19 protein-coding genes are annotated in these 21,782 nt (G+C 43.9%); 6 read left to right on the top strand and 13 right to left on the bottom strand.

Translation table 11 applies throughout. The features are described from left to right. Positions 1-9: 9 nt before the first annotated feature. Positions 10-405: a carboxymuconolactone decarboxylase family protein gene (locus ACHUET_RS08775; protein ID WP_201598380.1), complete on the bottom strand. Its 396-nt coding sequence runs from the start codon at positions 403-405 to the stop codon at positions 10-12. A 335-nt stretch (positions 406-740) separates the two neighbouring features. On the opposite strand from ACHUET_RS08775, the gene acnB reads away from it, so the two are divergent. From acnB to ACHUET_RS08760, 3 genes are all read left to right on the top strand, one after another. Then, positions 741-3,344 (top strand): bifunctional aconitate hydratase 2/2-methylisocitrate dehydratase, encoded by a 2,604-nt coding sequence (gene acnB / locus ACHUET_RS08770; RefSeq protein WP_371532429.1) that lies wholly within the window; start codon positions 741-743, stop codon positions 3,342-3,344. Positions 3,345-3,550: 206 nt separating this feature from the next. Then, entirely contained in the window at positions 3,551-3,979 is a 429-nt protein-coding gene (locus ACHUET_RS08765) for a DUF805 domain-containing protein (protein ID WP_394212209.1), read from the top strand. A 206-nt stretch (positions 3,980-4,185) separates the two neighbouring features. Continuing rightward, positions 4,186-4,629, top strand: a complete 444-nt coding sequence (locus ACHUET_RS08760; protein ID WP_394212207.1) for a PACE efflux transporter — start codon at positions 4,186-4,188, stop codon at positions 4,627-4,629. Between the two features lie 119 nt (positions 4,630-4,748). Here ACHUET_RS08760 and ACHUET_RS08755 read toward each other — a convergent pair whose 3' ends face one another. Then, positions 4,749-5,546, bottom strand: coding sequence for an enoyl-CoA hydratase/isomerase family protein (locus ACHUET_RS08755; RefSeq protein WP_394212205.1), 798 nt, complete (start codon positions 5,544-5,546; stop codon positions 4,749-4,751). A 372-nt stretch (positions 5,547-5,918) separates the two neighbouring features. Here ACHUET_RS08755 and ACHUET_RS08750 point away from each other — a divergent pair, with 372 nt between their 5' ends. Continuing rightward, a complete protein-coding gene (locus tag ACHUET_RS08750; protein ID WP_394212203.1) occupies positions 5,919-6,731 on the top strand; it encodes an alpha/beta fold hydrolase in 813 nt (270 codons plus the stop codon). 134 nt (positions 6,732-6,865) lie between these two features. Here ACHUET_RS08750 and ACHUET_RS08745 read toward each other — a convergent pair whose 3' ends face one another. From ACHUET_RS08745 to ACHUET_RS08735, 3 genes are all read right to left on the bottom strand, one after another. After that, positions 6,866-7,930 (bottom strand): HpcH/HpaI aldolase/citrate lyase family protein, encoded by a 1,065-nt coding sequence (locus tag ACHUET_RS08745; protein WP_394212202.1) that lies wholly within the window; start codon positions 7,928-7,930, stop codon positions 6,866-6,868. A gap of 69 nt (positions 7,931-7,999) precedes the next feature. Continuing rightward, positions 8,000-9,181 (bottom strand): cysteine protease StiP domain-containing protein, encoded by a 1,182-nt coding sequence (locus ACHUET_RS08740; RefSeq protein ID WP_394212200.1) that lies wholly within the window; start codon positions 9,179-9,181, stop codon positions 8,000-8,002. A 142-nt stretch (positions 9,182-9,323) separates the two neighbouring features. Continuing rightward, positions 9,324-10,154, bottom strand: a complete 831-nt coding sequence (locus ACHUET_RS08735) for an HAD hydrolase family protein (RefSeq protein WP_394212198.1) — start codon at positions 10,152-10,154, stop codon at positions 9,324-9,326. 112 nt (positions 10,155-10,266) lie between these two features. On the opposite strand from ACHUET_RS08735, the gene ACHUET_RS08730 reads away from it, so the two are divergent. Beyond that, the gene (locus ACHUET_RS08730; RefSeq protein WP_394212196.1) at positions 10,267-11,289 is read left to right on the top strand and encodes a leucine-rich repeat domain-containing protein; all 1,023 of its coding nucleotides are present in this window, start codon (positions 10,267-10,269) and stop codon (positions 11,287-11,289) included. 4 nt (positions 11,290-11,293) lie between these two features. Here the strand turns inward: ACHUET_RS08730 and ACHUET_RS08725 are convergent, their stop codons facing one another. The 4 genes from ACHUET_RS08725 to ACHUET_RS08710 all read right to left on the bottom strand — a co-directional run bounded on the left by ACHUET_RS08725 (position 11,294) and on the right by ACHUET_RS08710 (position 16,270). After that, positions 11,294-12,628: a phosphoribosyltransferase domain-containing protein gene (locus ACHUET_RS08725; protein ID WP_394212194.1), complete on the bottom strand. Its 1,335-nt coding sequence runs from the start codon at positions 12,626-12,628 to the stop codon at positions 11,294-11,296. 57 nt (positions 12,629-12,685) lie between these two features. Next, complete coding sequence (locus ACHUET_RS08720; RefSeq protein WP_394212192.1) at positions 12,686-13,774, bottom strand: NYN domain-containing protein; 1,089 nt, start codon at positions 13,772-13,774, stop codon at positions 12,686-12,688. 60 nt (positions 13,775-13,834) lie between these two features. Continuing rightward, a complete protein-coding gene (locus ACHUET_RS08715) occupies positions 13,835-15,058 on the bottom strand; it encodes a S1 family peptidase (protein ID WP_394212190.1) in 1,224 nt (407 codons plus the stop codon). A gap of 66 nt (positions 15,059-15,124) precedes the next feature. Continuing rightward, positions 15,125-16,270: an ATP-grasp domain-containing protein gene (locus ACHUET_RS08710; protein WP_394212188.1), complete on the bottom strand. Its 1,146-nt coding sequence runs from the start codon at positions 16,268-16,270 to the stop codon at positions 15,125-15,127. Positions 16,271-16,563: 293 nt separating this feature from the next. Between ACHUET_RS08710 and ACHUET_RS08705 the strand changes: the two genes are divergently transcribed. After that, positions 16,564-17,832, top strand: a complete 1,269-nt coding sequence (locus ACHUET_RS08705) for a TerD family protein (RefSeq protein WP_394212352.1) — start codon at positions 16,564-16,566, stop codon at positions 17,830-17,832. Positions 17,833-17,983: 151 nt separating this feature from the next. Here the strand turns inward: ACHUET_RS08705 and ACHUET_RS08700 are convergent, their stop codons facing one another. The 4 genes from ACHUET_RS08700 to ACHUET_RS08685 form a co-directional block, all read right to left on the bottom strand. Continuing rightward, the gene (locus tag ACHUET_RS08700) at positions 17,984-18,592 is read right to left on the bottom strand and encodes a TerD family protein (RefSeq protein WP_371532441.1); all 609 of its coding nucleotides are present in this window, start codon (positions 18,590-18,592) and stop codon (positions 17,984-17,986) included. 57 nt (positions 18,593-18,649) lie between these two features. Then, positions 18,650-19,402 (bottom strand): TIGR00266 family protein, encoded by a 753-nt coding sequence (locus tag ACHUET_RS08695; protein ID WP_394212186.1) that lies wholly within the window; start codon positions 19,400-19,402, stop codon positions 18,650-18,652. A gap of 208 nt (positions 19,403-19,610) precedes the next feature. Then, on the bottom strand, positions 19,611-20,186 hold the full coding sequence (locus tag ACHUET_RS08690) for a TerD family protein (RefSeq protein ID WP_394212184.1): 576 nt from the start codon (positions 20,184-20,186) through the stop codon (positions 19,611-19,613). Positions 20,187-20,658: 472 nt separating this feature from the next. After that, positions 20,659-21,579 carry a glutaminase gene (locus ACHUET_RS08685; RefSeq protein WP_394212182.1) on the bottom strand — a complete coding sequence of 307 codons (921 nt, stop codon included), beginning with the start codon at positions 21,577-21,579 and terminating at the stop codon, positions 20,659-20,661. Positions 21,580-21,782 lie beyond the last annotated feature (203 nt).

Raw genomic sequence — 21,782 nt, 5'->3', positions numbered from 1 at the left:
ACCATAGTTTTAAATATCTATATCGATTTCCATCTCATTTAGGGTATCTATGGCGGCACGAAACGCTTCTTGCGTGGCAGGCGCTCCGCAGTATGGGAGGCTATGCATCAGCACTTCTCTTATTTCAGCGACACTTGCCCCGTTATTGATGGCACCGCGGATATGTCCTTTTAACTCGTTTGGGCTTTTTTGCGCAATCAAAAAGGCAATAGTGATTAATGAGCGGTATTTGCGCGGCAATACTGAGTCATCTTGCCATGTGCTACCCCAAGCGTGTTCAATGATCCAGTCTTGTAATGGCTGAGTAAAACCAGTAGCAGCATCAAGCGAGCGTTTGACATGCGCTTCACCCATCACTTCTGTGCGTACCTTGAGGCCATTATCATAGTTGGTGTTGCTATCCATATTGGCTCGTCCTTTAATGTTCTATAAAATGTCTTATAAAATCGTATAACTGTCATATGGTGTCTGCGCACTCATAAAGCAAGCATTTATTGATGACATTCAGCGGTTTAATAGACGCTTCAATAGGCTATCTGGTCGTCTCATTGATACTACTATTTTTATAATAAATGTTCAATATGGCCTTGCTATGAGGCTTTTCCGGGCTGAGCCATTAACATTTATGGCGTTTTGAGCTATGATTGCACGGATAATTATTCCCTATAGTATATAGACGCAGGCGGTCATGCTGACTACCCACGTAATGTGCTAAACCCCAACTGACGAGGACGACTATTGTGTTAGAAGCTTATCGTAAACATGTCGAAGAACGTGCTGAGCTAGGAACGGTTCCGCTACCATTGAATGAAAAACAAGTAGCAGAGTTGGTTGAATTACTAAAGAACCCGCCAGCAGGCGAAGATGCATTTTTGATGAACTTGTTAGAAAACCGTATCCCTGCTGGTGTTGACCAAGCAGCCTACGTGAAAGCGGCATTTTTGGCAGCGATCTTAAAAGGTGAGACGTCATCACCATTGATCAGCAAGCAAAAAGCGGTTCAAATTTTAGGTACGATGCAAGGTGGTTATAACGTTCAGCCATTGGTTGCTGCACTAGATGACAGCGAAGTCGCACAAGACGCTGCTGAAGCATTGAAGAAAACTTTACTAGTATTTGACGCATTCAATGACGTCACTGAAAAAGCTGAAGCGGGCAACACCATTGCTAAAGAAGTCGTTCAATCTTGGGCTGACGCAGAATGGTTCTTGAACCGCCCTGAAGTACCAAAGAAAACCACTTACACGACGTTTAAAGTCACTGGCGAAACCAACACGGATGACTTGTCACCTGCGCAAGACGCATGGAGCCGTCCTGATATCCCATTGCATTCATTAGCCATGCACAAAAACTCTCGCGACGGCATCAATGCTGACGAAGAGGGTGTTGTTGGTCCAATGAAGCAAATAGAAGAATTGAAAGAAAAAGGCCATCCATTAGCTTATGTTGGTGACGTGGTTGGTACGGGTTCTAGCCGTAAGTCTGCCACCAACTCCGTATTGTGGCTCATGGGTGAGGACATCCCGAACGTGCCAAACAAACGTGGTGGCGGTCTAGTACTAGGTAATAATATCGCTCCGATCTTCTTCAACACGATGGAAGATTCTGGCGCATTGCCAATCGAAAAAGTCGCGGTTGATAACCTAAATATGGGTGATGTGTTTGACATCTACCCACATGACGGCAAAATTACCAAGCATGACTCTGATGAAGTGCTATCAACGTTTACGCTGAGCTCACCTACTTTGCTTGACGAAGTGCGTGCTGGTGGCCGTATTCCATTGATCGTTGGTCGTGGTTTGACCAACCGTGCGCGTGAGTACATGGGTCTTGGTCACTCAGACGTGTTTGCTAAGCCAGAAGAGCCAGCCGATACGGGTAAAGGCTTTACGCTAGCGCAGAAAATGGTTGGTAAAGCATGTGGCCTAGAAGGTGTACGTCCAGGTATGTACTGTGAGCCTAAAATGACCACTGTCGGCTCTCAGGATACGACTGGTCCAATGACCCGTGACGAGCTGAAAGACTTGGCATGTTTGGGTTTCCAAGCAGATCTCGTCATGCAGTCATTCTGTCATACGGCGGCTTATCCAAAGCCAGTTGATGTTGAGACTCAGCACACACTACCTGACTTTATCATGAACCGTGGCGGCGTCAGCTTACGTCCAGGTGATGGTATCATTCACTCATGGTTGAACCGCATGCTACTTCCAGATACCGTTGGTACTGGCGGTGACTCGCATACTCGTTTCCCAATGGGTATCTCGTTCCCAGCGGGTTCTGGTTTGGTCGCGTTCGCAGCTGCAACTGGTGTGATGCCACTTGATATGCCTGAATCTGTTCGTGTTCGTTTTGTTGGTGAGCGTCAGCCTGGTATCACCTTGCGTGATCTAGTACATGCGATTCCTTATCAAGCCATCAAAGAAGGTTACTTGACCGTTGATAAGAAAGGTAAAATCAACGAGTTTAACGGCCGTATTCTTGAGATCGAAGGTCTAGAAGATTTGACCGCTGAGCAAGCGTTTGAATTGTCCGATGCCTCAGCTGAGCGTAGTGCTGCTGGTTGTACCATCACTTTATCTGAAGCATCAGTGACTGAGTACCTGAACTCAAACATCACGCTGCTTAAGTGGATGATTTCAGAAGGCTATGGCGATGCACGTACGATCAGCCGCCGTGTTGAGCAAATGCAAGAGTGGTTGGCTAACCCAAGCCTTATGCGCGCTGATGACGATGCTGAATACGCGATCGACATCACCATTGATATGTCAGACATCAAAGAGCCGATCCTTTGCTGCCCGAACGATCCAGATGATGCAAAAACGCTGGCAGACGTGGCTGGCGATACCATTGATGAAGTATTCATTGGTTCATGTATGACTAACATCGGTCATTTCCGTGCCGCTGGTAAATTGCTACAAGACGTACCAGCAGGTAGCCTGAAGACTCGTCTATGGATTGCACCACCTACTAAGATGGATGCACGCCAGTTGATGGAAGAAGGTTACTACAACATCTATGCACAAGCCGGCGCTCGTACTGAAATGCCAGGTTGTTCACTATGTATGGGTAACCAAGCACGTATCGCACCAAAATCGACTGCGGTATCGACCTCAACTCGTAACTTCCCGAACCGTCTGGGTCAAGGCGCTAACGTATACCTAGCTTCTGCAGAGCTTGCAGCCGTCGCAGCGGTACTTGGTAAATTGCCGACTAACGATGAGTATCAGCAGTATGCTGGCATGCTAAACAGCATGGGTGATGAAGTGTATCAATATATGAATTTCGACCGTATGGAAGACTATACGGAAGAAGCAGACAAGATCAACGTTGCTCAGTTGAGCTAAACTTGGTTGACACTTAAGTCAAACGTTTCTAAATAAAGAAAACCCCGTATCGTAATGATGCGGGGTTTTTTGTTATAAAATAAAAATATGAATAAGCATTTGAAAACTTTTATCGAGTGTTATAATCAATTTTACTAATAGAGAAATTTAACTGGCAATTGCTACGTCTAGATATTGTTAGCGATAGCATTTATGGAAGATAAAATATGCTGAATAAAACGACCCCGCCACCATTACCAAAAAATATGACTACGGGCAATCACAATGCTGAAGAAAACTATGGAATCATTGATTGGTTCAAAAAATGCATGAGAAATTATGTCAATTTCTCTGGTCGTGCTCGCCGTAAAGAGTTTTGGTACTTTGCGCTGGTACAAGTGGGTTTGACAGTTCTTGCAATGATAATGGATGCCATAATTTTTAGTGCAGAAACGGGGCTTTTCTATATAGTTGTAGCACTTGGACTATTTTTGCCTAGCCTAGCAGTTACCATTCGCAGGCTGCACGACACAAGTCACTCAGGATGGTGGTTTTTGATATCATTTATACCGCTAGTAGGTTCTATCCTTTTATTAGTATATCTTGTAAGAGATACAACGCCTGAAACCAATCAATGGGGCCCACCAGCAAAATAGTCTGGCCTAGGATAAGGTCGGTTTTTGATAAATCTGTTTGCGTCTGTATAAATGTACTGGCTGATTTTCTAAGTCATCTTATGTATAATATAAGGGCAGGCGGAAACCGTGGCTCTGCACTTCCTTTATCTTTTCTATCTCGGGACGGACCGATACTTTGATACGCACTTTTTTTCTTAAGAATAGGTGCTTTGGAGTCTTGGTTGATGATTACGCTATCACCTCTCAAACGTCGTATTGTCTACGTAACTGTGTTCGAGATTGTCGCAATTATCTCTTCTACCTTTGTATTAATGAAACTCAGCAATAGCGATGCATCGGATTCTCTACCTGTCGCGATGATGGTATCGCTGGCTGCAATCATTTGGAACTTTGTATACAACACCGCTTTTGAGACTTGGGAGGAGCGCAGGCAAATAGCAGAGCGTACGCTGCTTATTCGTAGTGTTCATGCCTTTATATTTGAAGTCGGTTTGGTTTTGATTTGCTTACCGCTATATATGGTTTGGTATCACGTTGGCTTGCTCCAAGCGTTTATGATGGAAGCCGCCTTACTGGTATTCTTCTTGATTTATAATTTCGTGTTCACCTTTATTTTTGACAAGATATTTACCTTACCGTATCACTATAAGTCAGCGTCTGCTTCTTAACCGTAGACATAAACGAAAAGAGGGCTACCGTATTGGCAGCCCTCTTTTTGATACTATAAATAGCGAATTATTTGGTTAGGAATACATTTAGCCGTCAAATCAACCAGACTACTACCCAATTATTTACCTTGATAAACAGGCTTACGCTTTTCGATAAAGGCGCTAACACCTTCGATAAAGTCATCGGTTTTTGCCATAACCGTTTGCTGTTCTACTTCCGTATCTAGCGCATCGCTTAACCCAGCAAACGCATGTACATTGAAGCTCTCTTTCATAGCGGCTAGGGCTTTACCTGGTAATTGGCTTAATCGTAGCGCCAATGCTTGTACGGTGGCATCTAGCTCGTCAGCACTGACTACGTTATTCACCAGATTTAAGCGAGCCATATCTTCTGCTCTTAGCTTATCACCCAGCATCACAAGCTCAGTAGCTTTTGCTGTACCAACTAATTGATTCAATAAATAAATACCGCCTGCATCTGGTACTAAACCTATATTAACAAAGGCTTGGACAAACTTTGCATTGTCTGCCGCAACACGGAAATCACAGGTAAGCGCTAAGTTCATGCCAGCCCCTGCCACGGCACCTTCTAATTTGGCAATGATTGGTTTATGGACATTACGTAGCTTTAAGCTGACTTCGCCTGCACCTTCTACCATACCTCTCAATTTAGTTGAGATAACGTCTTTGTCCAGTCCTTCAGATAGCATCTCTTTAATATCGCCGCCACTTGAAAAATTACCACCAGTGCCTTGCAAGATAATGACTCGTACTTGATCATCAACTGCTGCTTTATCTAGTGCTATTAACACGTTATTTTTTAATGGTGTGCCAAACGCATTTAGGCTTTTTGGATCATTAAACGTGATGGTGGCAATGTGATTATTCACTTGATAATCAACGATAGACTGTGACATCTGAGAGTTCCTTATTTTAAATGATTGTTTTAAGCAGTTATTTTGATTACCTGCATAAGAGTTAGTGATACAAAATAGTGGTAAAAAATAACGCAATGCCGATTACTATAGCAGCTTGCGCGCATTATAAAAGCGGGTTTTGTGGGCGCTTAAGACACATCTACATGGCGGTTAGCTCTTTGAGTTACTCGTACAAACTGTCATGTCTGTATGAACAAAAAGAGTGTATGAATAAGATATAGATAAGACGCATGGTTCATAAAAAGGTGACTTCCTGACTTATTAATAGATTATGCTACTATGCAGGTAGCGCGTTAGGTCATGCGCCGCTCAAATGATTAATCAAAGTTTTCACCAAACAAGGAAGTGATTATGCCAACGATAAAAGTCAACGATGTCGATATCTATTATGAAGACAGTGCGCCAAATGACACGCAAAAACCCGTTATCGTGTTTGCCCATGGTCTGCTGTGGAGCTCGCAGATGTATGATAAGCAGGTAGAATATTTTCAAACGGATTATCGCTGCATTGCGTTTGATTTTCGAGGGCAGGGTCAGTCACAGATTACCAAATCAGGCTATGATATGGAGACATTGACCGAAGATACGCTAGGGTTACTTGACGCACTCGCTATTGCTAAATGTCATTTTGTTGGTTTATCCATGGGCGGATTTGTCGCTCAACGTATTGCGCTTAAGCGACCGGATTTGCTGTTATCATTAACGCTGCTTGAGACGTCAGCCGACCCTGAAGATCCAAAAAACGTCCCTCAGTATCGTAAGTTAGTCAAAGCCATTCGTTGGCTTGGTATGAAGCGCGTGAGTAATAAAGTCATGCCGATTATGTTTGGCAGTACTTTTTTGGCCGACAAGCTGCGCAAATCTGATCGCAAACAGTGGCTGACGATGCTACAAAGCAATCGCAAGGACGGCGTCGTTAAGGCAACAATGGGTGTCATCGATCGCACTGGCACTTATGAGCAATTGGGTAATATCACGACACCGACACTTATCGTCGTGGGTGATGAAGATGCCGCAACGCCTTACGCAAAATCTGAGCGCATGCATTTTGCTATTGCTGGATCTAAGCTTGCCGTTATCAAAGGCGCTGGCCATACGTCGACAGTAGAAGAGCCTGATCAAGTGAACCAAGTGCTCAGTCAGTTTTTGGAAAACTGCGTGTAATGTTTAGCGGTTAATGAGAGGTTTTGTATTGTCAGGTTGTTTAAGCAGTAGTCTATAAAGATGTACAAAAAAAGCCGCTACCAATGGAAGGTAGCGGCTTTTTGCATTGCATTGATGTATCACATAGCTAACGATTACATCCGTGAGCTGTATTGACTGTGGCCATCATCGATAGTGCCAAATGCTTCTGCACGATTGACGATTTCGGTTGCCCATGCACGATGAGTCGCAGGTTCTAGCATAGTGTTATTGTACTTAAACACAGCCTTGGCCTCAGAGTGCAGGATCGCTTGCGCTTCATCCAATTTGCTTAACGGTACACAGTAGGCTTGCTGCACTAATGCAATTTGGCTTGGGTGAATGACGGTTTTGCCTACCAGTCCCAAACTGACATCGCGGTTTAGCTCCTGCATAAAGAGGGTTGGCTGGTCCAAGTACTCAAATACTGGCGCTGTTAGATAAAAACCATGCGGTACAAAGCAGCCAAGCATTTGATAGGCAAGGGTGCCGATAGGCGTATCATAGACAATGCTATTCTTTGGACGACGCAGGCGCAGCGCGGCAAATAAGTCATTACCACCGATACGTAGTGCAAACACTGGCTGACTAAAGGCTTCTTTAAAAGCAATGGCCAGCTCTTGATTATGATGCGGATTGAATAAGGCAGCTGTTTCAAGCGTTGGCATCAGCAGATGGTCAACACTGAGATTCTGACAAGCCATGCGCCAATTGGATAAGCTATACATATCGACTTTTGGCATGACAAAACCATCGATGAGATCAATATGCGCATAGTCAGCCAATTGCTGTAGCATCATCGGGCTACGCGGACGTATAAAGACCAGTGGACGCGTTGGATGCTGTGCGTGAATAGCAGCGGCTCGGGATGGATCATTGATGCTATTGACGTGCTCAGCCCACGTACCCAGCAGCGTGCGCAAACGCTCAAGCGCCAACTCCACATCCTCATGACTGACGGCATCTTCTAAACAAATAATAATACTATTGATCGTTGGTAGCTTGTCGCGCTTAATCACTTGCCAGATGTCTTGGCGAGTGGCAGGCATATATAGGCTAGCACCCAGCTGGTATGGGTGATGTGTGTGCGGTCTGACCATCGCATGACGCTCAGTAATCAGATGCGCATAAGACTGAGTATCCTGATAAAGCTCTGATTCGTTGTGTTGTATATCTGACATAATTGGCATCATAAATAGAGTGTAAAGGGCAAGCGTTCAATCGCGCTAGTGGTGCTCATGCCAAAAGCATTAACTGTCTTTGGCTCGTTGCTTGATAAGGGTGATGGCTTGATAAGGCAGTATTTTATCACCTAATACATCAATAGTGATGCCTCGTTGCGCACATAAATGACGCAGTAGTATGGTATCGGGATGCGCCGCGGTCGCGAGCAATATACGCTCGGGATCACGGCGCAAGATAGCGCGCGTCGCCTCGGCGATAGTTGGCTTGATACGGTTGCGATTGGTAATGTCATAGTCTGCTGCGAGCATATCTATTAATGCTGCCGTCTGGTAGCGCGGCTGCTGATAGGTTGGCAAACGCTCTGGTAGCGTGGTCAGTGAGCGTCTGGCTGCATCAACATGATCGATAAATGCCAAACTATGATCTGCTTCAATCAAATCCTCATAAAAAACACTACGGTGTAGCCCTGATGATGGCTCCGTATATAAGCTGCGTGAAATCAGCCCTGATACGGTGCTATTTAATAAACCCGACGGAATTAACCAATCTTCCTCACTAGCGGCGAGCCAAGCAACACCCGCTGGATCGGCAAGAGTCAGTAGCGGAATGACATCAGCACCTTGATGAAAAATATTGGCAAAGTTAGCGTGAGTGGGATCGCTAAATGTCTCTAAGCTACGAGCCAGCTCCTTATAAATGGCACCTTTACCTGTCCAGCCATCGACGAATACAATCGGACTGTTTGGGTACGCGTCCAGTAGCATTTGTAATGCCACAGTATCCAGCCCGCGATCACGAATGATGCTGATGCCATAATGCTTGCTTGATAAGTGATAGCTACTATCTGAGTCTGACAGTGCGCGCTGCAATAGCACGCCAATTGGTAGCCCTGCCCGTACCAAACTGACCAAGACTAGCGGATGCTCATCACTTACTTTATGCTGAAAGATATCATGCAGGGTATGCGCTAAGCGTGTGGTATCAGTTGCGGCTCTCTCACCACCTTGCTCCAAAGCTTGACGGTATAGCTGCTCATGCATCGCGGTAGGCGCTTGCTCTAAGGTCAACATATCAGAATAGTGACGTTGCCCACTTTGGATAAGTGCCTCTTTTTGACTGACAGGCACATCGGCAACAGCATCTTTATCGACGATATCGAGTAGGACTGTCACATCACTGGCAAGGTAGCTACCTGAGCCATAATTTTTTAGATTGGCTCTGTTGGCCTGTATGTTAGGTAAAGTCATAGTATGAATAATGGCACTCGTGATGATAAAAGGAGGTTCTGTGACTGTTTTTTGGACTAATTTTCTGGGCTGATTTTCTAGGCTAATGATTTAAACGGGTGCTCTAAACTGATCGTTTAGCCTGACGATCTAGCCCGAACAATTAGACAGATAGCTGAGACTGATATTGCTCGTGCATCTGACCGCGGCTTGGCATACCGTACCAGTCAAGTAGTTGCAGAAAAGGCAAATCTGCCAAGCTATCACCAAAGCCAAAACTGGGACGTTGATGGTCTAAATGATGGTCTAATAAAAACTGTACGGCATGACGCTTGTGTACCGAGTGCGGTAATATCGCTAGATTATTGGCATTCACATGCACATAAAAATCTTGCTCAAAATCGCGTATTAACGTGGGCAGTTTTTTAGCCAAATCTATTAACGCTTGATGGTCTTTTTGCGCGTGTTTAATCGCCAGATAAATCTTTAATTCTTCATTTACAGACCCATTGTCAAAGCTATCGACATGCGGCGTAAATACCAAATGACTCTGCTCACTTTTGCTATGACTAGCAAACAGCTCGCTTAGTTGGTTTAACTTATCTTGCAACGGTGCAAGCTTGCTATACATATGTTGCTGCCACGCGCTTAGTAGCTGCCCATCAGCTGTTAAAATAATGGCACCATGAGTCAATACTTGCCAACTATCGAATGGCAGTTTTACACGCTTAATTTCACTACGGTCACGTGCCGTTACTACGATTAATTCAGTACTATTAAGTAGCCAATTAAAGAAGGTCGCTTGGCGCTGACTCATAAAGCTTAGTGGCTCGTTTTGCTTATTGACCGTCGCACAAACCAAGTGTTCTGGCTCTGCAGTCGGCACTTGCCAAGTATTAATTTTACGCTGGGTTTGAAATAATGTGTCGTCCAAATCCATTAGAGAGTAGGGTTTGGTAAGGATTGAATCGGATTGAAAAAATGGTGTGGTCATTGGATTTTCCGTAAGTGCTAAGTTCTAATAATCAGTAGCCTAAATAAGTTATTAATTACTCAAACTTTGGATTGAGTTAGTATAACGATAATCATATTGGAGCGTTAAACAAATGAGCAATAACTATAAAACTTTATTTGGTAACAATGATTGGATTAAGCGAATATGGGAATGGGCAGATGAGTTTGAACTATCTGAAGAGGAAATACCGCGTGATAAATCTTCACTTACAGCCATGACTGAACTAACAATAAATCGAAGTTTATATTCAAAAGATAGAAGCCCATGTTCAAAGAATCCTAGTTTGCCTAAAATTAGCTACCTACCTGATGAGATAGGTTATCTCAATGCATTAACCGCAATGACTATTTCTGACAATCATTTGACCATACTACCTAAAACTATAGGATTGCTAACAGGTTTAAAGAGTTTAAGTCTCTGTGATAATCATCTAACGACTTTACCTGAAACTATTGGCAATTTGACAAACCTAATCTACCTGTCATTCAATAATAACTTACTAGTAGAATTACCGTGTTCTATTTGCCAGCTGACAAGTTTGGAGATATTTGAGTGTTGGAATAATAAGATAAGCATGTTACCTAAAGATATTCATAAATTGAAAAACCTTCAAGAGCTGGATTTCGATAATAATCAACTAACTTCTCTACCACAGACTATAGCCAAGTTAAGCAATTTAACGGATTTAAGTATCGGCGGGAACCAATTTAAGCAATTACCCGAGGTTATCGAACAGTTGCCGCACCTAACCTCGCTAGTGATTGAAAATAATCAACTAAGAGAGTTACCAGAGTGGTTTGGCGAGATGATTAATCTAACTAAGCTTCTTATTGGTGACAATCAGTTGACCACACTGCCAAAGTTTCTTGGGAACTTAAAAAATTTAGACACGCTCTTTATTGAAAACAATCAGCTGACAGTATTGCCTGAATGGATTGGCAAGTTGAGTCAACTGACTGAACTTAATATCAGCTATAACAAAATTAAAGATTTACCTATTAGTATTGGAGACTGTAAAAGTTTAGACACTTTAGATATGAGAGGAAATCCATTAGGTGAATTAAGCATAGCTGTTAAGAAGTGTCTATATAAAATAGAGTTAGTTAGAGAGTAAAAATTTAATTATCAGCACCCACCACCACCACATTATCCAAGTCTTCCCACATCGCATCCACACTATTAGCTGATGTCTCTACACACAACACAATCAAGTCCCACTCGTTAGGATCAACATTATAAGCAAAGTTGGTCATACCCAATCCGTAATTATCATGAAAGCTCAGCATGGTAGTGATAGCTCCGCCAAGCGCAATCGGCGAGCGAGTCAGTGCACTAAATTTAACGATAGCATTTGTGTCAGCTTTGAGGTTTTGAGACGTTGTCTCAAGCCATTCAGCCAATAAAAATGGCAACCAAACAAACTCGTTACTGCCCAATACCAAGATTTTTTTGGGTAATTGAGCGATATCAAAGCTGTCTTGATTATGAAATCCTGCAAATGCTTTTTGAAAGCGCAGCAGATAGCTATCAAACCCATCTGTGCTATTTAATGTAGGAAAGCGTCCCCAGTTGCCCGTAAATCCAAGCGCTTGGCTACCAGCGGCGGTAGTATCAACCGATGGCATGGTGATAGGCTCTGGATTAGGCGCGTCTGTCCATTGCCATGCACCAGACAGTAAATGATGGCGATGAAACTCGATACCAGTCAAACGATCTGCCATGCGCGCAGGCTGAGCGCTATCTGTCTGCTGGTTCGTGTTTTCTTGATCTAATGACCAATCAACCAAAGTCGTTAGATGCACTTGCTCTAATTGTGTCAGCCCTGCATTGCGTAAAGCCGTGACGACATTGACACAAGTATTGCCCGTTGATGCTTCGTCATCGACCATAATTAGCGTTTTGCTGGCGAGTAGCTGTGCTTGCGTGGCAGTATCTGCGCTTTGATAAATCAAGTGCTGGCTGGCATGACTGTGGTCTTCACAAAAAGTCGTTAGTAACGAATCAGCACCATTAGTATCGCTTTGTTCACCCAGTTCAATGCTTTCATCATGCTGAGCATGACGAGTAGAGTTCAGTAGCAATGCCTGCGGATAGCGTACTTGTAGCGCTTGATGGACACCAGCAGATAGACCCACTGCTGTCTCTGCCATACCGATGACTAGAACGGGCTTAGGTAAATCATTAGGAACTAAGTTGGCTAAATCAGTAAAGGCATTCCGCATGGTGCTGGGTACCACGGGGATATGACGACCCAAAACTTTTGAAACAAACAAAAACGCACGTTTTGGGTTAATGCGCTGGGCAAACCCAAGCAGATCTTCTAATTGATAACTGTCGTTTCTTTCTAAACTATTATTAGTTGCTGAGTTGGTCTGATAGGTCAGATCAAGAGTGCCGCGAGGTAGGGTAACTCTGCACTCATAAGTCTTGTTAGATGTTATATTTTGATTCATATCATTCATTGTTTCTTATTGTCCCACGTATTGTCAGATGTCGTTTATTGCTAGTGTTCACTTGGCTTTATGACGTACATAGAGCGTAGAGTTTATCGTTTTGGTTTCGAATATCCCGATATTTTTAATTATGTCAGAGAGTCTGGCATAGCCGTATTTTTTAGGATTTAAGGTTGGGTAGTGTGTCTTCATAGCATTACCAATTAACCCAAAGTTTACCCATCGCTCGTTGTCGGCTCTAGGGTGATCGATAATTGAAGCACGCAGACTATTTAATAATTTTGTATCACATTTTAGGCGACCCTCGTTCCATACTGATATAGCATTGTCATTTGGCGCTACACTTGAAGGTGGCAGTGTATTGTTTTTTAGTTTAATAGAAATTACTTTGTTCACAGTGCGGATGTCATATAACGCCATTGCGGTAATTAACTCTGAAAACTTTGCATAGCCGTATCTATCTAACTTGATATTTGTATGGTGTTGTTTAATCTGGCTAGCAAGATAAGATAAATTTGACCAGCCTTTGGCAGAATTTGGGTCTTCTTTTATCAGCTTGTTTAATATGCTAATAAGATGTGTCTGCTTTTGAAGTGCTTTGGTTGTCCATTTTTCGGGTGATGTTTTGGATTCGGCGACAGGCAGCAATGGTTTTGTCTTAATATCAAAGCTAGGCGTGTCTTTGTGCTCGCTAATGGGTAGTGCTTTTGGTAAAGGTACTAGATCCTCCACGTAGTAAAAACTGTCACAGGCTTGTGTGAATGCTTTAACGGTCTGCTTTTTACCGAAACCAAAGACTTTGATACCATTTCTTCTGATGCGTAGCGCCAAAGCGGTGAAGTCACTATCACTAGATACTAAGCAAAAGCCGTCATAATGACCACTATGTAATAAGTCCATAGCTTCAATAACTAGACCAATATCAGTCGTATTTTTACCTTTAGCATAGGCGAAATGTTGTATTGGGTCGATAGCATGTTTTAGCAGTGCTTCTTGCCAACCTTGAATATGTACATTGCCCCAGTCACCATAGACTTTTTTGCAAGTAACATGACCGATACTCTCTATCTTACGTAAAATATAATTAATGTTATTAGCTGAAGCATTATCGGCATCGATAAGAACGGCTATGTTGTTGAGTTTCATTGATATAACAGTCCTTGATTAATACCGTTTTTCTTTTGATCTTATCATTGTAGTATGTCGTTAACCCTGACAGCCAACCAGCCATAATGCACTGCGACTTTGCTTGCTCAGTTGCGGTGTGGTCAGAGGCGTGGCGCTTGACGAATCAGCCTTACTTTCCAAACTGATCCCAGCGCTCGCAATTAAGGCAGATAATAACTGAAATTTCACCGCATAGTTCATGTTTTGTGCGTGTTCATGAACGAGACTGGCAGTCACCATGCCGACGACCTCACCAGTTGGTAGTAATAAAGGACTACCACTAGAGCCAGGCTGAATGGGCGCGGTAAACTGAAGGTAACGAATATCATCGTTTAAGCCCGTTAGCCCTGAGATACAGCCTTGTGTGACTTGTAGTTGACTGCTTAGCCCTGATAATGGAAATCCTAATGTAGTAATGGTCTCACCCAATATGTCACTGCATTGCTGTGCCAATGGTATATGGCTGGGCAGGGGGTCGCTGACTCTTATAATAGCGGAGTCGCTACCGATATCACTGAGCACGACTTTTGCCTCGCGATCAGGCTGACCCTGCTGACGTATGCCAATCATTTGAGCGGACTCAATCACATGATAGCAGGTAAGCAGGTGGTACGGATCAATGGCAAACGCCGTCCCTGTCCATGTCTCACCTGCCTGCACGTGACGAGGCGGACGCATTTCATTGTGAGGGCAGGCTTGCTGTTGCTGTGCTGCTTGGATACGTGCATGTGTGTTGGGTGGACGAACATCAAGACTGACTTGTACTCGCTGCTCAAGACTCGTCAAACCTTGGGTCGAAGCTTCGCCAAGCGCCCGACATTTGAGTTGTCCATTACGCTGATATACCTCTAATATAATCGCAGCTTTGACGTGGCGTTCGCGCGCTGTAAAGTCGTAGCGAAGTGCACCATCATTCAGTGTTAAGCAAACATTGCTTAGCTCAACCGCAGGCAAGTTCAGGCTAGGCTCATCGTAAGCATAAGCAATCAGCTGTAAAAAATGCACACCTTGTTGCTCAAACAATTTGGGTAGATTAAGCTGCCATTTGCTTGGGTTATTGGTATCATCTATCGTTGCCCAGTCTTTGGGCTCATGTAAATAAGCAGGGCTACAAACAGCCTGACGATTGGCATCTAATGGCAACCAAAGTAGCCCAAGCTGCTGTCCAAACCTAAGCGGAGAAGCGCTAGAAAATGCGACCGAACAGCGCACGTCTGCGATAACAGCATTGGCGCCTAACACGAGTGTGGTCTGTGCTGTCATCGTCTACCTCTTATTGGATATATACTCGGTTGTCAGTCGTTCTTTATGTTGCCTGCTTATTTTTACTTATTCAGCAGTATCTTCAATTTTTACGCATACCATAATGGAGCGTACTTGACAGGGTGTTATTTGCTTTGCGATATCAGCCAGTGTTGGCTTATCAGTTAGACCAAGCCAATAGCCAAAGCCGACTTGTGTCAAATCCACACCGCTATGCGTCGTGTAACCAATACCACCAGACGGGCGGCTATTGATCTCAAGCACACGGTGCTGACCGTCATCATCAGCTTTGGTCTGCACACTGACGATACCATCACAGCCAAAGGCTTTAATCAATGGAATCACCACATCCATGACGGATTGCTCATAGCCGATATGCTGGATTTTGCCTGTTTTATAACGCGTGACAGCTGCCAAGACCTCACCGTATTCGCAGACCACATCGATAGAGTATTCCTGCCCTGATAGATAAGGCATAAGCAGCATAGGAATAGGGCGCTCACGTACCATTAGACTGTTGGTATACGCATTGATAAACTGCGCGCTATTGATTTTTTTCTCTTCGGTAAAGTACAAGTGCTCAAAGCTATCGTAGTGCTCATCAGGTTCTTTGCCTAAATCCAATCGCCAAAACCCTTGAGCAAAAATACCAACAACTGGTTTGACACATAGGGGCTGATGACCATGATCTGCAAGTAAAGCTTCCAGCTCTGTCACATTATCAAAGCGCCAAGCATCAGCGACAGGAATATTGTGCTGGTGACACTGCTGCATAAAGGAAAACTTATCCTCGATCGACTCTAGTGCGGCTACGCTGGTTGCCCCTGTTAGCAAACGAATACCAGCGGCATCAAACGCCTCACGATGCGCTTCGTAATCAACTCCATTGCGGCCCGTCAATAAGACTTTAACGTTGTTCTCTTTTGCGTGTTCCAAGACGAATTGCCAGCGAGGTATAACAGGCTCAGTTGTCTCTTGCGCCTCATCCTCTATGGCTGCTTTTTCTGGATATGGTTCGCGATAGACCCTATCAGCAAATTCAAAAATCTCAGGTCGGTTATGACGGTGTGAGGCAATAATATTAAAAGGGGCGCTAGATTTGCTTTTTAAGTTCTGTAAGCTCTCTAACATATCGCGCTGGCTGGATTGACCTTCAGCTAACCAAGCAGCTATTGATGTGGAGTGGACGCTATCGTTAGCAAGGTTAGTCATAATTCTCTCAGCGTTATTATCATATGTATGGAGTTGGATGAGTGGATACAGTTATTGAAAACTGGCGGCAGTATAGTCAAAATTTGATCATTCAGCAGCATATATTATATACAAATGGCACAGGTTATAAATGCCCCTGATGAAATAGGCAAAAGGATTTGTAAGAGTGATTTTGTAGCTAGTAGCGCGATTGCTCGGTTTAAAATGTTCATAATATTCATGCTACTATATGACGATAGTGAGCATGCCAATTACAACGACGACAACATAATAAAGAATCTAAAGGACGTATGATGAATCAACCTCAACAACTGATCGCAGGTGCCAATGCGCCATTACCAACTGATAATATTAGTGTTCGCATCTTAAGCCAAAACGCCATTGATTGCGCCGCTTATCGTCTGACGACTGATGGTAAAGTACGCGGCGATGGTGACATGATATTTTATGGTCAGAAACGTAGCGATGATGGCAATGTTAGTTTTCGTGGTCATGACAGCGACGGATTTTTTGATATCAACTTATCTGCGCAGCCTGCGAGTATTGAAAAAATTGCCTTGGCATTCTCTAGCGCACAGACGCTGGCACAAGTTGGTGATGTGGATATTCAAGTACTACAAGGCGCTCAGGTATTGATGACTTGTCAGCTGAGCAGTACTGGGCGTAACGAAAAAGCCATTATTTTGGCGGAGTGCTATCGTCGGCAAGGCAGCTGGAAGTTTCGTTTTATCGCCCAAGGATTTGAGGGAGGGTTAAAACCGTTGTCTGAACACTTCGGAGTCGAGATTGCATATGAAGCGCCAGCGCAACATCAGAACGCATCGCAGAATCAGGCTCAGCCGATTAATACGCAGCGACCCATCAATACGCAAAAAGCAGGCAGCACCTCTCAAGCGAGCACCCCGCCACCGATTCCTGCGACTCCTTCGATTAATCTTAGTAAAATCACCTTAACCAAGAACCAATCGAGCATCAATCTGAAAAAGCGTGACGACTTTGGCAAGATTTCAGTGAACTTAGACTGGAACCAACGTCCAGAGAGTAATAAATCAGCACCCAAAAAAGGCCTATTAGGCGATCTGTTTAAACAGCACCAATCAAGTGGTATTGATTTGGATGTTGGCGCGATGATCCATCTAAAAAACGGTGAAAAAACCCTCATTCAAGCATTGGGTGACCGTTTTGGTAGTCTACAATCAGCGCCGTATGTGTGCTTGCGAGCGGATGATAGAACGGGGCAGGTAAGTGGCGGTGAATGGCTCGATATCAACGGTCAGCAGTGGTCACAGATTGAAGAGGTATTTATCTTTGCCTTTATTTATGAGGGCGCGCCCAACTGGGAAAAAACCGATGGGGTCGTGACCATTCATGTGCCCGATCAGTCACCGATTGAGACGCGACTAACAGAAGGGGCTGGTAACTTGCCGATGTGTGCCATCGCACGTTTGGTCAATCAGCAAGGCAGTATCAATATTGAACGTATTAACCAATACTTTAAAGGACATCAAGAGATGGATAAGGCCTTTAATTGGGGCTTTAGCTGGAAGCGTGGTCGTAAATAACAGTGTTAATAATAATCTTTTAGTGTAAAAACCCATTGATAAAAAGAGCGGCCCATCTATCAATAGATGGGCCGCTCTTTTTTGAAACAAAGTATTTAGCTGGATTATTAATTAACTAAGTTATTAATACTCCAGTTAAGGTTCAACTCGATTAAGCATGTGGCGTAATCGCAGGCATTAAGTCATGGAAGGTGCGACCAGACGCAGTCTCGCCAATAGCGTGCATTTTCCATTCGTTGTTATGACGATAGACTTTTGCCATCACCATGGCAGTGTGTCCACCTTGTGCCGACAAGTTGTAGCGAGCTACTTCGCTGTTGTTATTGGCATTAACGATACGGCAAAATGCGTTTTCTACCGTCTCAAACGTCTGACCCGTAAAGCTATTGACCGTAAATACTAGTGAAGTCACGTTGGCTGGGACTTTTGAGAGATCAACATTGATGACTTCATCGTCGCCATCGCCGTCGCCGGTACGGTTATCGCCAGTATGAACGATACTGCCATCTTTTGATTTAAGCTGACTGAACCAGATAGCATCGACCGCTTGTTTGTTTGCGTCAAACATGATGCATGAAGCATCCAAATCGATAGAATCACCGCCGCTACCGCCGCCGAATAATTTACCTAAAAAGCCACCTTTTTTGTCTTGTGGACCTTGAGCGACATCCCAACCTAGACCCAATTTAACTTGAGTCAGCTCGCCGCCTGCTTCTTTGCTTAGGGATATTTTCTGCCCTTTTTGTAGACTAACTGCCATGTGAGTATCCTTATAGTAATTGTGAGTAAAACTGCTTAAACATAGTTCTAAAAGACGCTATAAGATATTATCTAAAAAACCACCGTTGCCGCCGCGTCCACCTGAGCTCGTTCCTAAGACACTTTGCAGCCAACCTTGATAACTGTCACGATTGCGCGAGCAAATAATGACTTTGCCACTGCCTGAGAAGTTCAAAACCATACCTTCGCCACTGGTGACGGAATTGATGATATTGCTCATGATGCCTTTTTTCTTACTGGTCGAGACGGACAGTTTATAATCGAGGTTCGAATCCCAGCAAACCACATGACCATTATCAATGATGACATCTTTGTCTGGTGTGACCTCAATCTCAAACAATGAGCCAAAACCAGATACCACAACCTGACCTTTTCCTTGAGTCTGCATGACCATAAAGCCACCAGTATCACCGAATACCGCGCCGCCTAGATTACGCTGAATATTGGCTCTAATGTCGACACCTGTTTGTGCCGCGACAAAAGCACCATCACTCAAGGTATATTGCTGTAACCCCACCTCGATGATTTGCATATCGCCATCTAGTGTGGGGGCAAGCAAGCAATCACCTTCACCATTGACCGCTTCAATTTGCTGTTGAAACAACGATTCATCATTGGCAAAACGGCGCATAAGCGATTGCATCAGTCCGCCTTGTAGCTTACCTTTTAGCTCAAGGTTAGACTCCATCATCACCATTGCATTGGCTTCACAATAAATTGAATCGCCTTTTTTGAGATTACAATGCAAAAAAGGCTCAATAGTACCGATTAAACTGAATGTTGCGGCCATGGGGTGCAAATCCTTATTCTAATATCTTTGATAGGTGCTCTTAATGTGCGGGTATAGACCTATGTGTTTTAGCGTTCTTATATTGATGGGCCTATTAAATTTAAAGCCATCAAATGCGTTAAAAGAGCACACTTGATGGCTTATGGGCGTCGCCATCAATAAATTGATAGCAACGCTTGGCTCGCTAGATATTTACGTCGATTTAACGTTACACATTTACGCCATAAGACGCTGCTAATGGTCCCAGACCACCGCTGAAACCTTGACCGACGGCACGGAATTTCCAGTCGCCGTTATGACGATATAGCTCACCAAAGATCATAGCCGTTTCAGTGCTGCCATCTTCTGACAAGTCGTAACGGGCAATTTCAGCTGCGCCATTATCGTTTACAACACGGATATACGCATCACCAACTTGACCGAAGTTTTGGTTACGTGATTGGCCTTCATAGATGATGGCACAGATTGCAACTTTGCTGACATCAGATGGGATGCTCGCAAGATTGATTTTGATTTTTTCGTCATCACCATCGCCTTCGCCAGTACGGTTATCGCCAGTGTGCTCAACGGCGCCATTGTCTGATTTTAGGTTGTTAAAAAAGATAAAATCTTGGTCGTTACGAACTTTGCCTGCTTCGTTGACCAAGAAGCCAATAGCATCCAAGTCAAACTCTTGACCGTCAGTTGCGCGTGGATCCCAGCCTAGACCAACTGTGATGTTGGTTAAACCTGGTGCTTCTTTTGATAAGTTTACGTTGCCGCCTTTTGTTAAGCTAATAGCCATACAAATATCCTTTGGATTAATAATTAAGTGGATTGGGTTTAAAAAATAAACTAAAAGTTGTGCAGTGACTGATATGAAAGGACAACTGGTAAAGAACCTGGCTGTACACCACGTCCTGCATATCATTACGTTTTACTATACTAAGCGTTTGCTCACTAAGCAAGGCGTATTTTGTGCGCTTACTATATGCTTACTAAGCGACATAATAACCCTGCATTTTTGATACTTTTTAATCATCTTAGCAATAGTGGTTAACGTATTGTTATGCAAAGGTAAATTATTTAATGGCTGTTTTCTTTGGCTTAAGTCATAGAATGAAGAGAAAAATATCTCAGGTTGCAAAGACATAACCAAAAAAAGCGGGTCGTACCAGATATGTTGGTACGACCCGCTATGAGCTTGACAACTCAATGAAATTTAAACGTAATATGGTGCTGAATAATCCATTGACAAAAGTATTTGGATAAAGCTTTTATTCGGCAAAAACAGACCAGCCCGTTTCTTGTACAAACAGCTCTAATGCTTTTAACCCAAGCTTGGAGTTTCCGATATGGTCCAGCCCTGGCGACCAGACAGCGATAGAGCCTTTGCCGGGGGCTATGGTCAAAATACCGCCACCAACCCCACTTTTACCGGGCAGGCCGACGCGATAGGCAAACTCACCAGACCCATCATAATGACCGCACATCATCATTAGTGAGTTAATCCTTCTGGCTCGGTGCTCGTTGATGACACGTACCCCTGAGTGCTTGTCAACCCCGTTAGAGACCAAATACAGACCGGCGCTGGCTAATTGCTGGCAATTCATCGCAATCGAGCATTGATGAAAGTAAGTACCCAACACCTTATCCACATCGTGCTTGAGACGACCAAAGGATTTCATAAAGTGCGCAAGCGAGGCGTTGCGGTCTTTGTGCTCCATCTCAGACGCTGCCACTTTGTGATCAAAACGGATGGATTCATCGTCCGTAATAAAATGCACAAACTGTAAAATCTCAGCCAATATTTCTCTAGGTTCGTGACCCATCATGATCGCATCCACCACCGCAATGGCACCAGCATTGATAAATGGGTTGCGCGGTCGACCAGTTTCATGTTCTAGCATGACGATTGAGTTAAAAGGGTCACCTGAGGGTTCACGACCAACGTGTGTCCAAAGCCCATCGCCCAACTTGCCAAGACCGATGGTTAGGGTGAAGATCTTAGAGATACTTTGGATCGAAAACAGAGTGCTTGCATCACCTGCTGTATACATTTTTCCGTCAGGTGTCGCGACTGCAATACCAAACTGGTTTGGATCTACATGGGCCAGTTGCGGGATATAGTCCGCTACTTTTCCACGATCGGTTTCAAGTGCCATCTGTGCGGCAATATCATCAAGAATCTGTTGCATAGTGGTTGAAGGGTCTCATTTTTGGTGAGTGATTAAAGGACGAGGATTCTAACCGAATAACGCATGATAGTGATGAAAAAATTGTATGTGAAGCAAAATATGCACCTATTTTGGCGATAGGTAAGGGTTCGCCGTGTGACTAACGCCTGCCATTATAACGCAAAAAAGCAGGCCATATCTGATGATACGACCTGCTCAAAGCT

The organism is Psychrobacter piscatorii (assembly GCF_043641605.1).
GTDB lineage: Bacteria > Pseudomonadota > Gammaproteobacteria > Pseudomonadales > Moraxellaceae > Psychrobacter > Psychrobacter piscatorii_C.
The sequence above is the reverse complement of the archived record's forward strand: the minus strand, read 5'-3'. Positions and strand labels throughout refer to the sequence as shown.

Excerpts from the sequence above, each read along its gene's own strand:
- ACHUET_RS08715 (WP_394212190.1), bottom strand. The coding sequence starts at position 15,058 with ATGACAGCACAGACCACACTCGTGTTAGGCGCCAATGCTGTTATCGCA.
- ACHUET_RS08710 (WP_394212188.1), bottom strand. The coding sequence starts at position 16,270 with ATGACTAACCTTGCTAACGATAGCGTCCACTCCACATCAATAGCTGCT.
- ACHUET_RS08735 (WP_394212198.1), bottom strand. The coding sequence starts at position 10,154 with ATGACCACACCATTTTTTCAATCCGATTCAATCCTTACCAAACCCTAC.
- ACHUET_RS08705 (WP_394212352.1), top strand. The coding sequence starts at position 16,564 with ATGAATCAACCTCAACAACTGATCGCAGGTGCCAATGCGCCATTACCA.
- ACHUET_RS08730 (WP_394212196.1), top strand. The coding sequence starts at position 10,267 with ATGAGCAATAACTATAAAACTTTATTTGGTAACAATGATTGGATTAAG.
- ACHUET_RS08725 (WP_394212194.1), bottom strand. The coding sequence starts at position 12,628 with ATGAATCAAAATATAACATCTAACAAGACTTATGAGTGCAGAGTTACC.
- ACHUET_RS08760 (WP_394212207.1), top strand. The coding sequence starts at position 4,186 with ATGATTACGCTATCACCTCTCAAACGTCGTATTGTCTACGTAACTGTG.
- ACHUET_RS08695 (WP_394212186.1), bottom strand. The coding sequence starts at position 19,402 with ATGGCCGCAACATTCAGTTTAATCGGTACTATTGAGCCTTTTTTGCAT.
- ACHUET_RS08750 (WP_394212203.1), top strand. The coding sequence starts at position 5,919 with ATGCCAACGATAAAAGTCAACGATGTCGATATCTATTATGAAGACAGT.
- ACHUET_RS08745 (WP_394212202.1), bottom strand. The coding sequence starts at position 7,930 with ATGTCAGATATACAACACAACGAATCAGAGCTTTATCAGGATACTCAG.
- ACHUET_RS08765 (WP_394212209.1), top strand. The coding sequence starts at position 3,551 with ATGCTGAATAAAACGACCCCGCCACCATTACCAAAAAATATGACTACG.
- ACHUET_RS08700 (WP_371532441.1), bottom strand. The coding sequence starts at position 18,592 with ATGGCAGTTAGTCTACAAAAAGGGCAGAAAATATCCCTAAGCAAAGAA.
- ACHUET_RS08720 (WP_394212192.1), bottom strand. The coding sequence starts at position 13,774 with ATGAAACTCAACAACATAGCCGTTCTTATCGATGCCGATAATGCTTCA.
- ACHUET_RS08685 (WP_394212182.1), bottom strand. The coding sequence starts at position 21,579 with ATGCAACAGATTCTTGATGATATTGCCGCACAGATGGCACTTGAAACC.
- ACHUET_RS08690 (WP_394212184.1), bottom strand. The coding sequence starts at position 20,186 with ATGGCTATTAGCTTAACAAAAGGCGGCAACGTAAACTTATCAAAAGAA.
- ACHUET_RS08775 (WP_201598380.1), bottom strand. The coding sequence starts at position 405 with ATGGATAGCAACACCAACTATGATAATGGCCTCAAGGTACGCACAGAA.
- ACHUET_RS08755 (WP_394212205.1), bottom strand. The coding sequence starts at position 5,546 with ATGTCACAGTCTATCGTTGATTATCAAGTGAATAATCACATTGCCACC.
- ACHUET_RS08740 (WP_394212200.1), bottom strand. The coding sequence starts at position 9,181 with ATGACTTTACCTAACATACAGGCCAACAGAGCCAATCTAAAAAATTAT.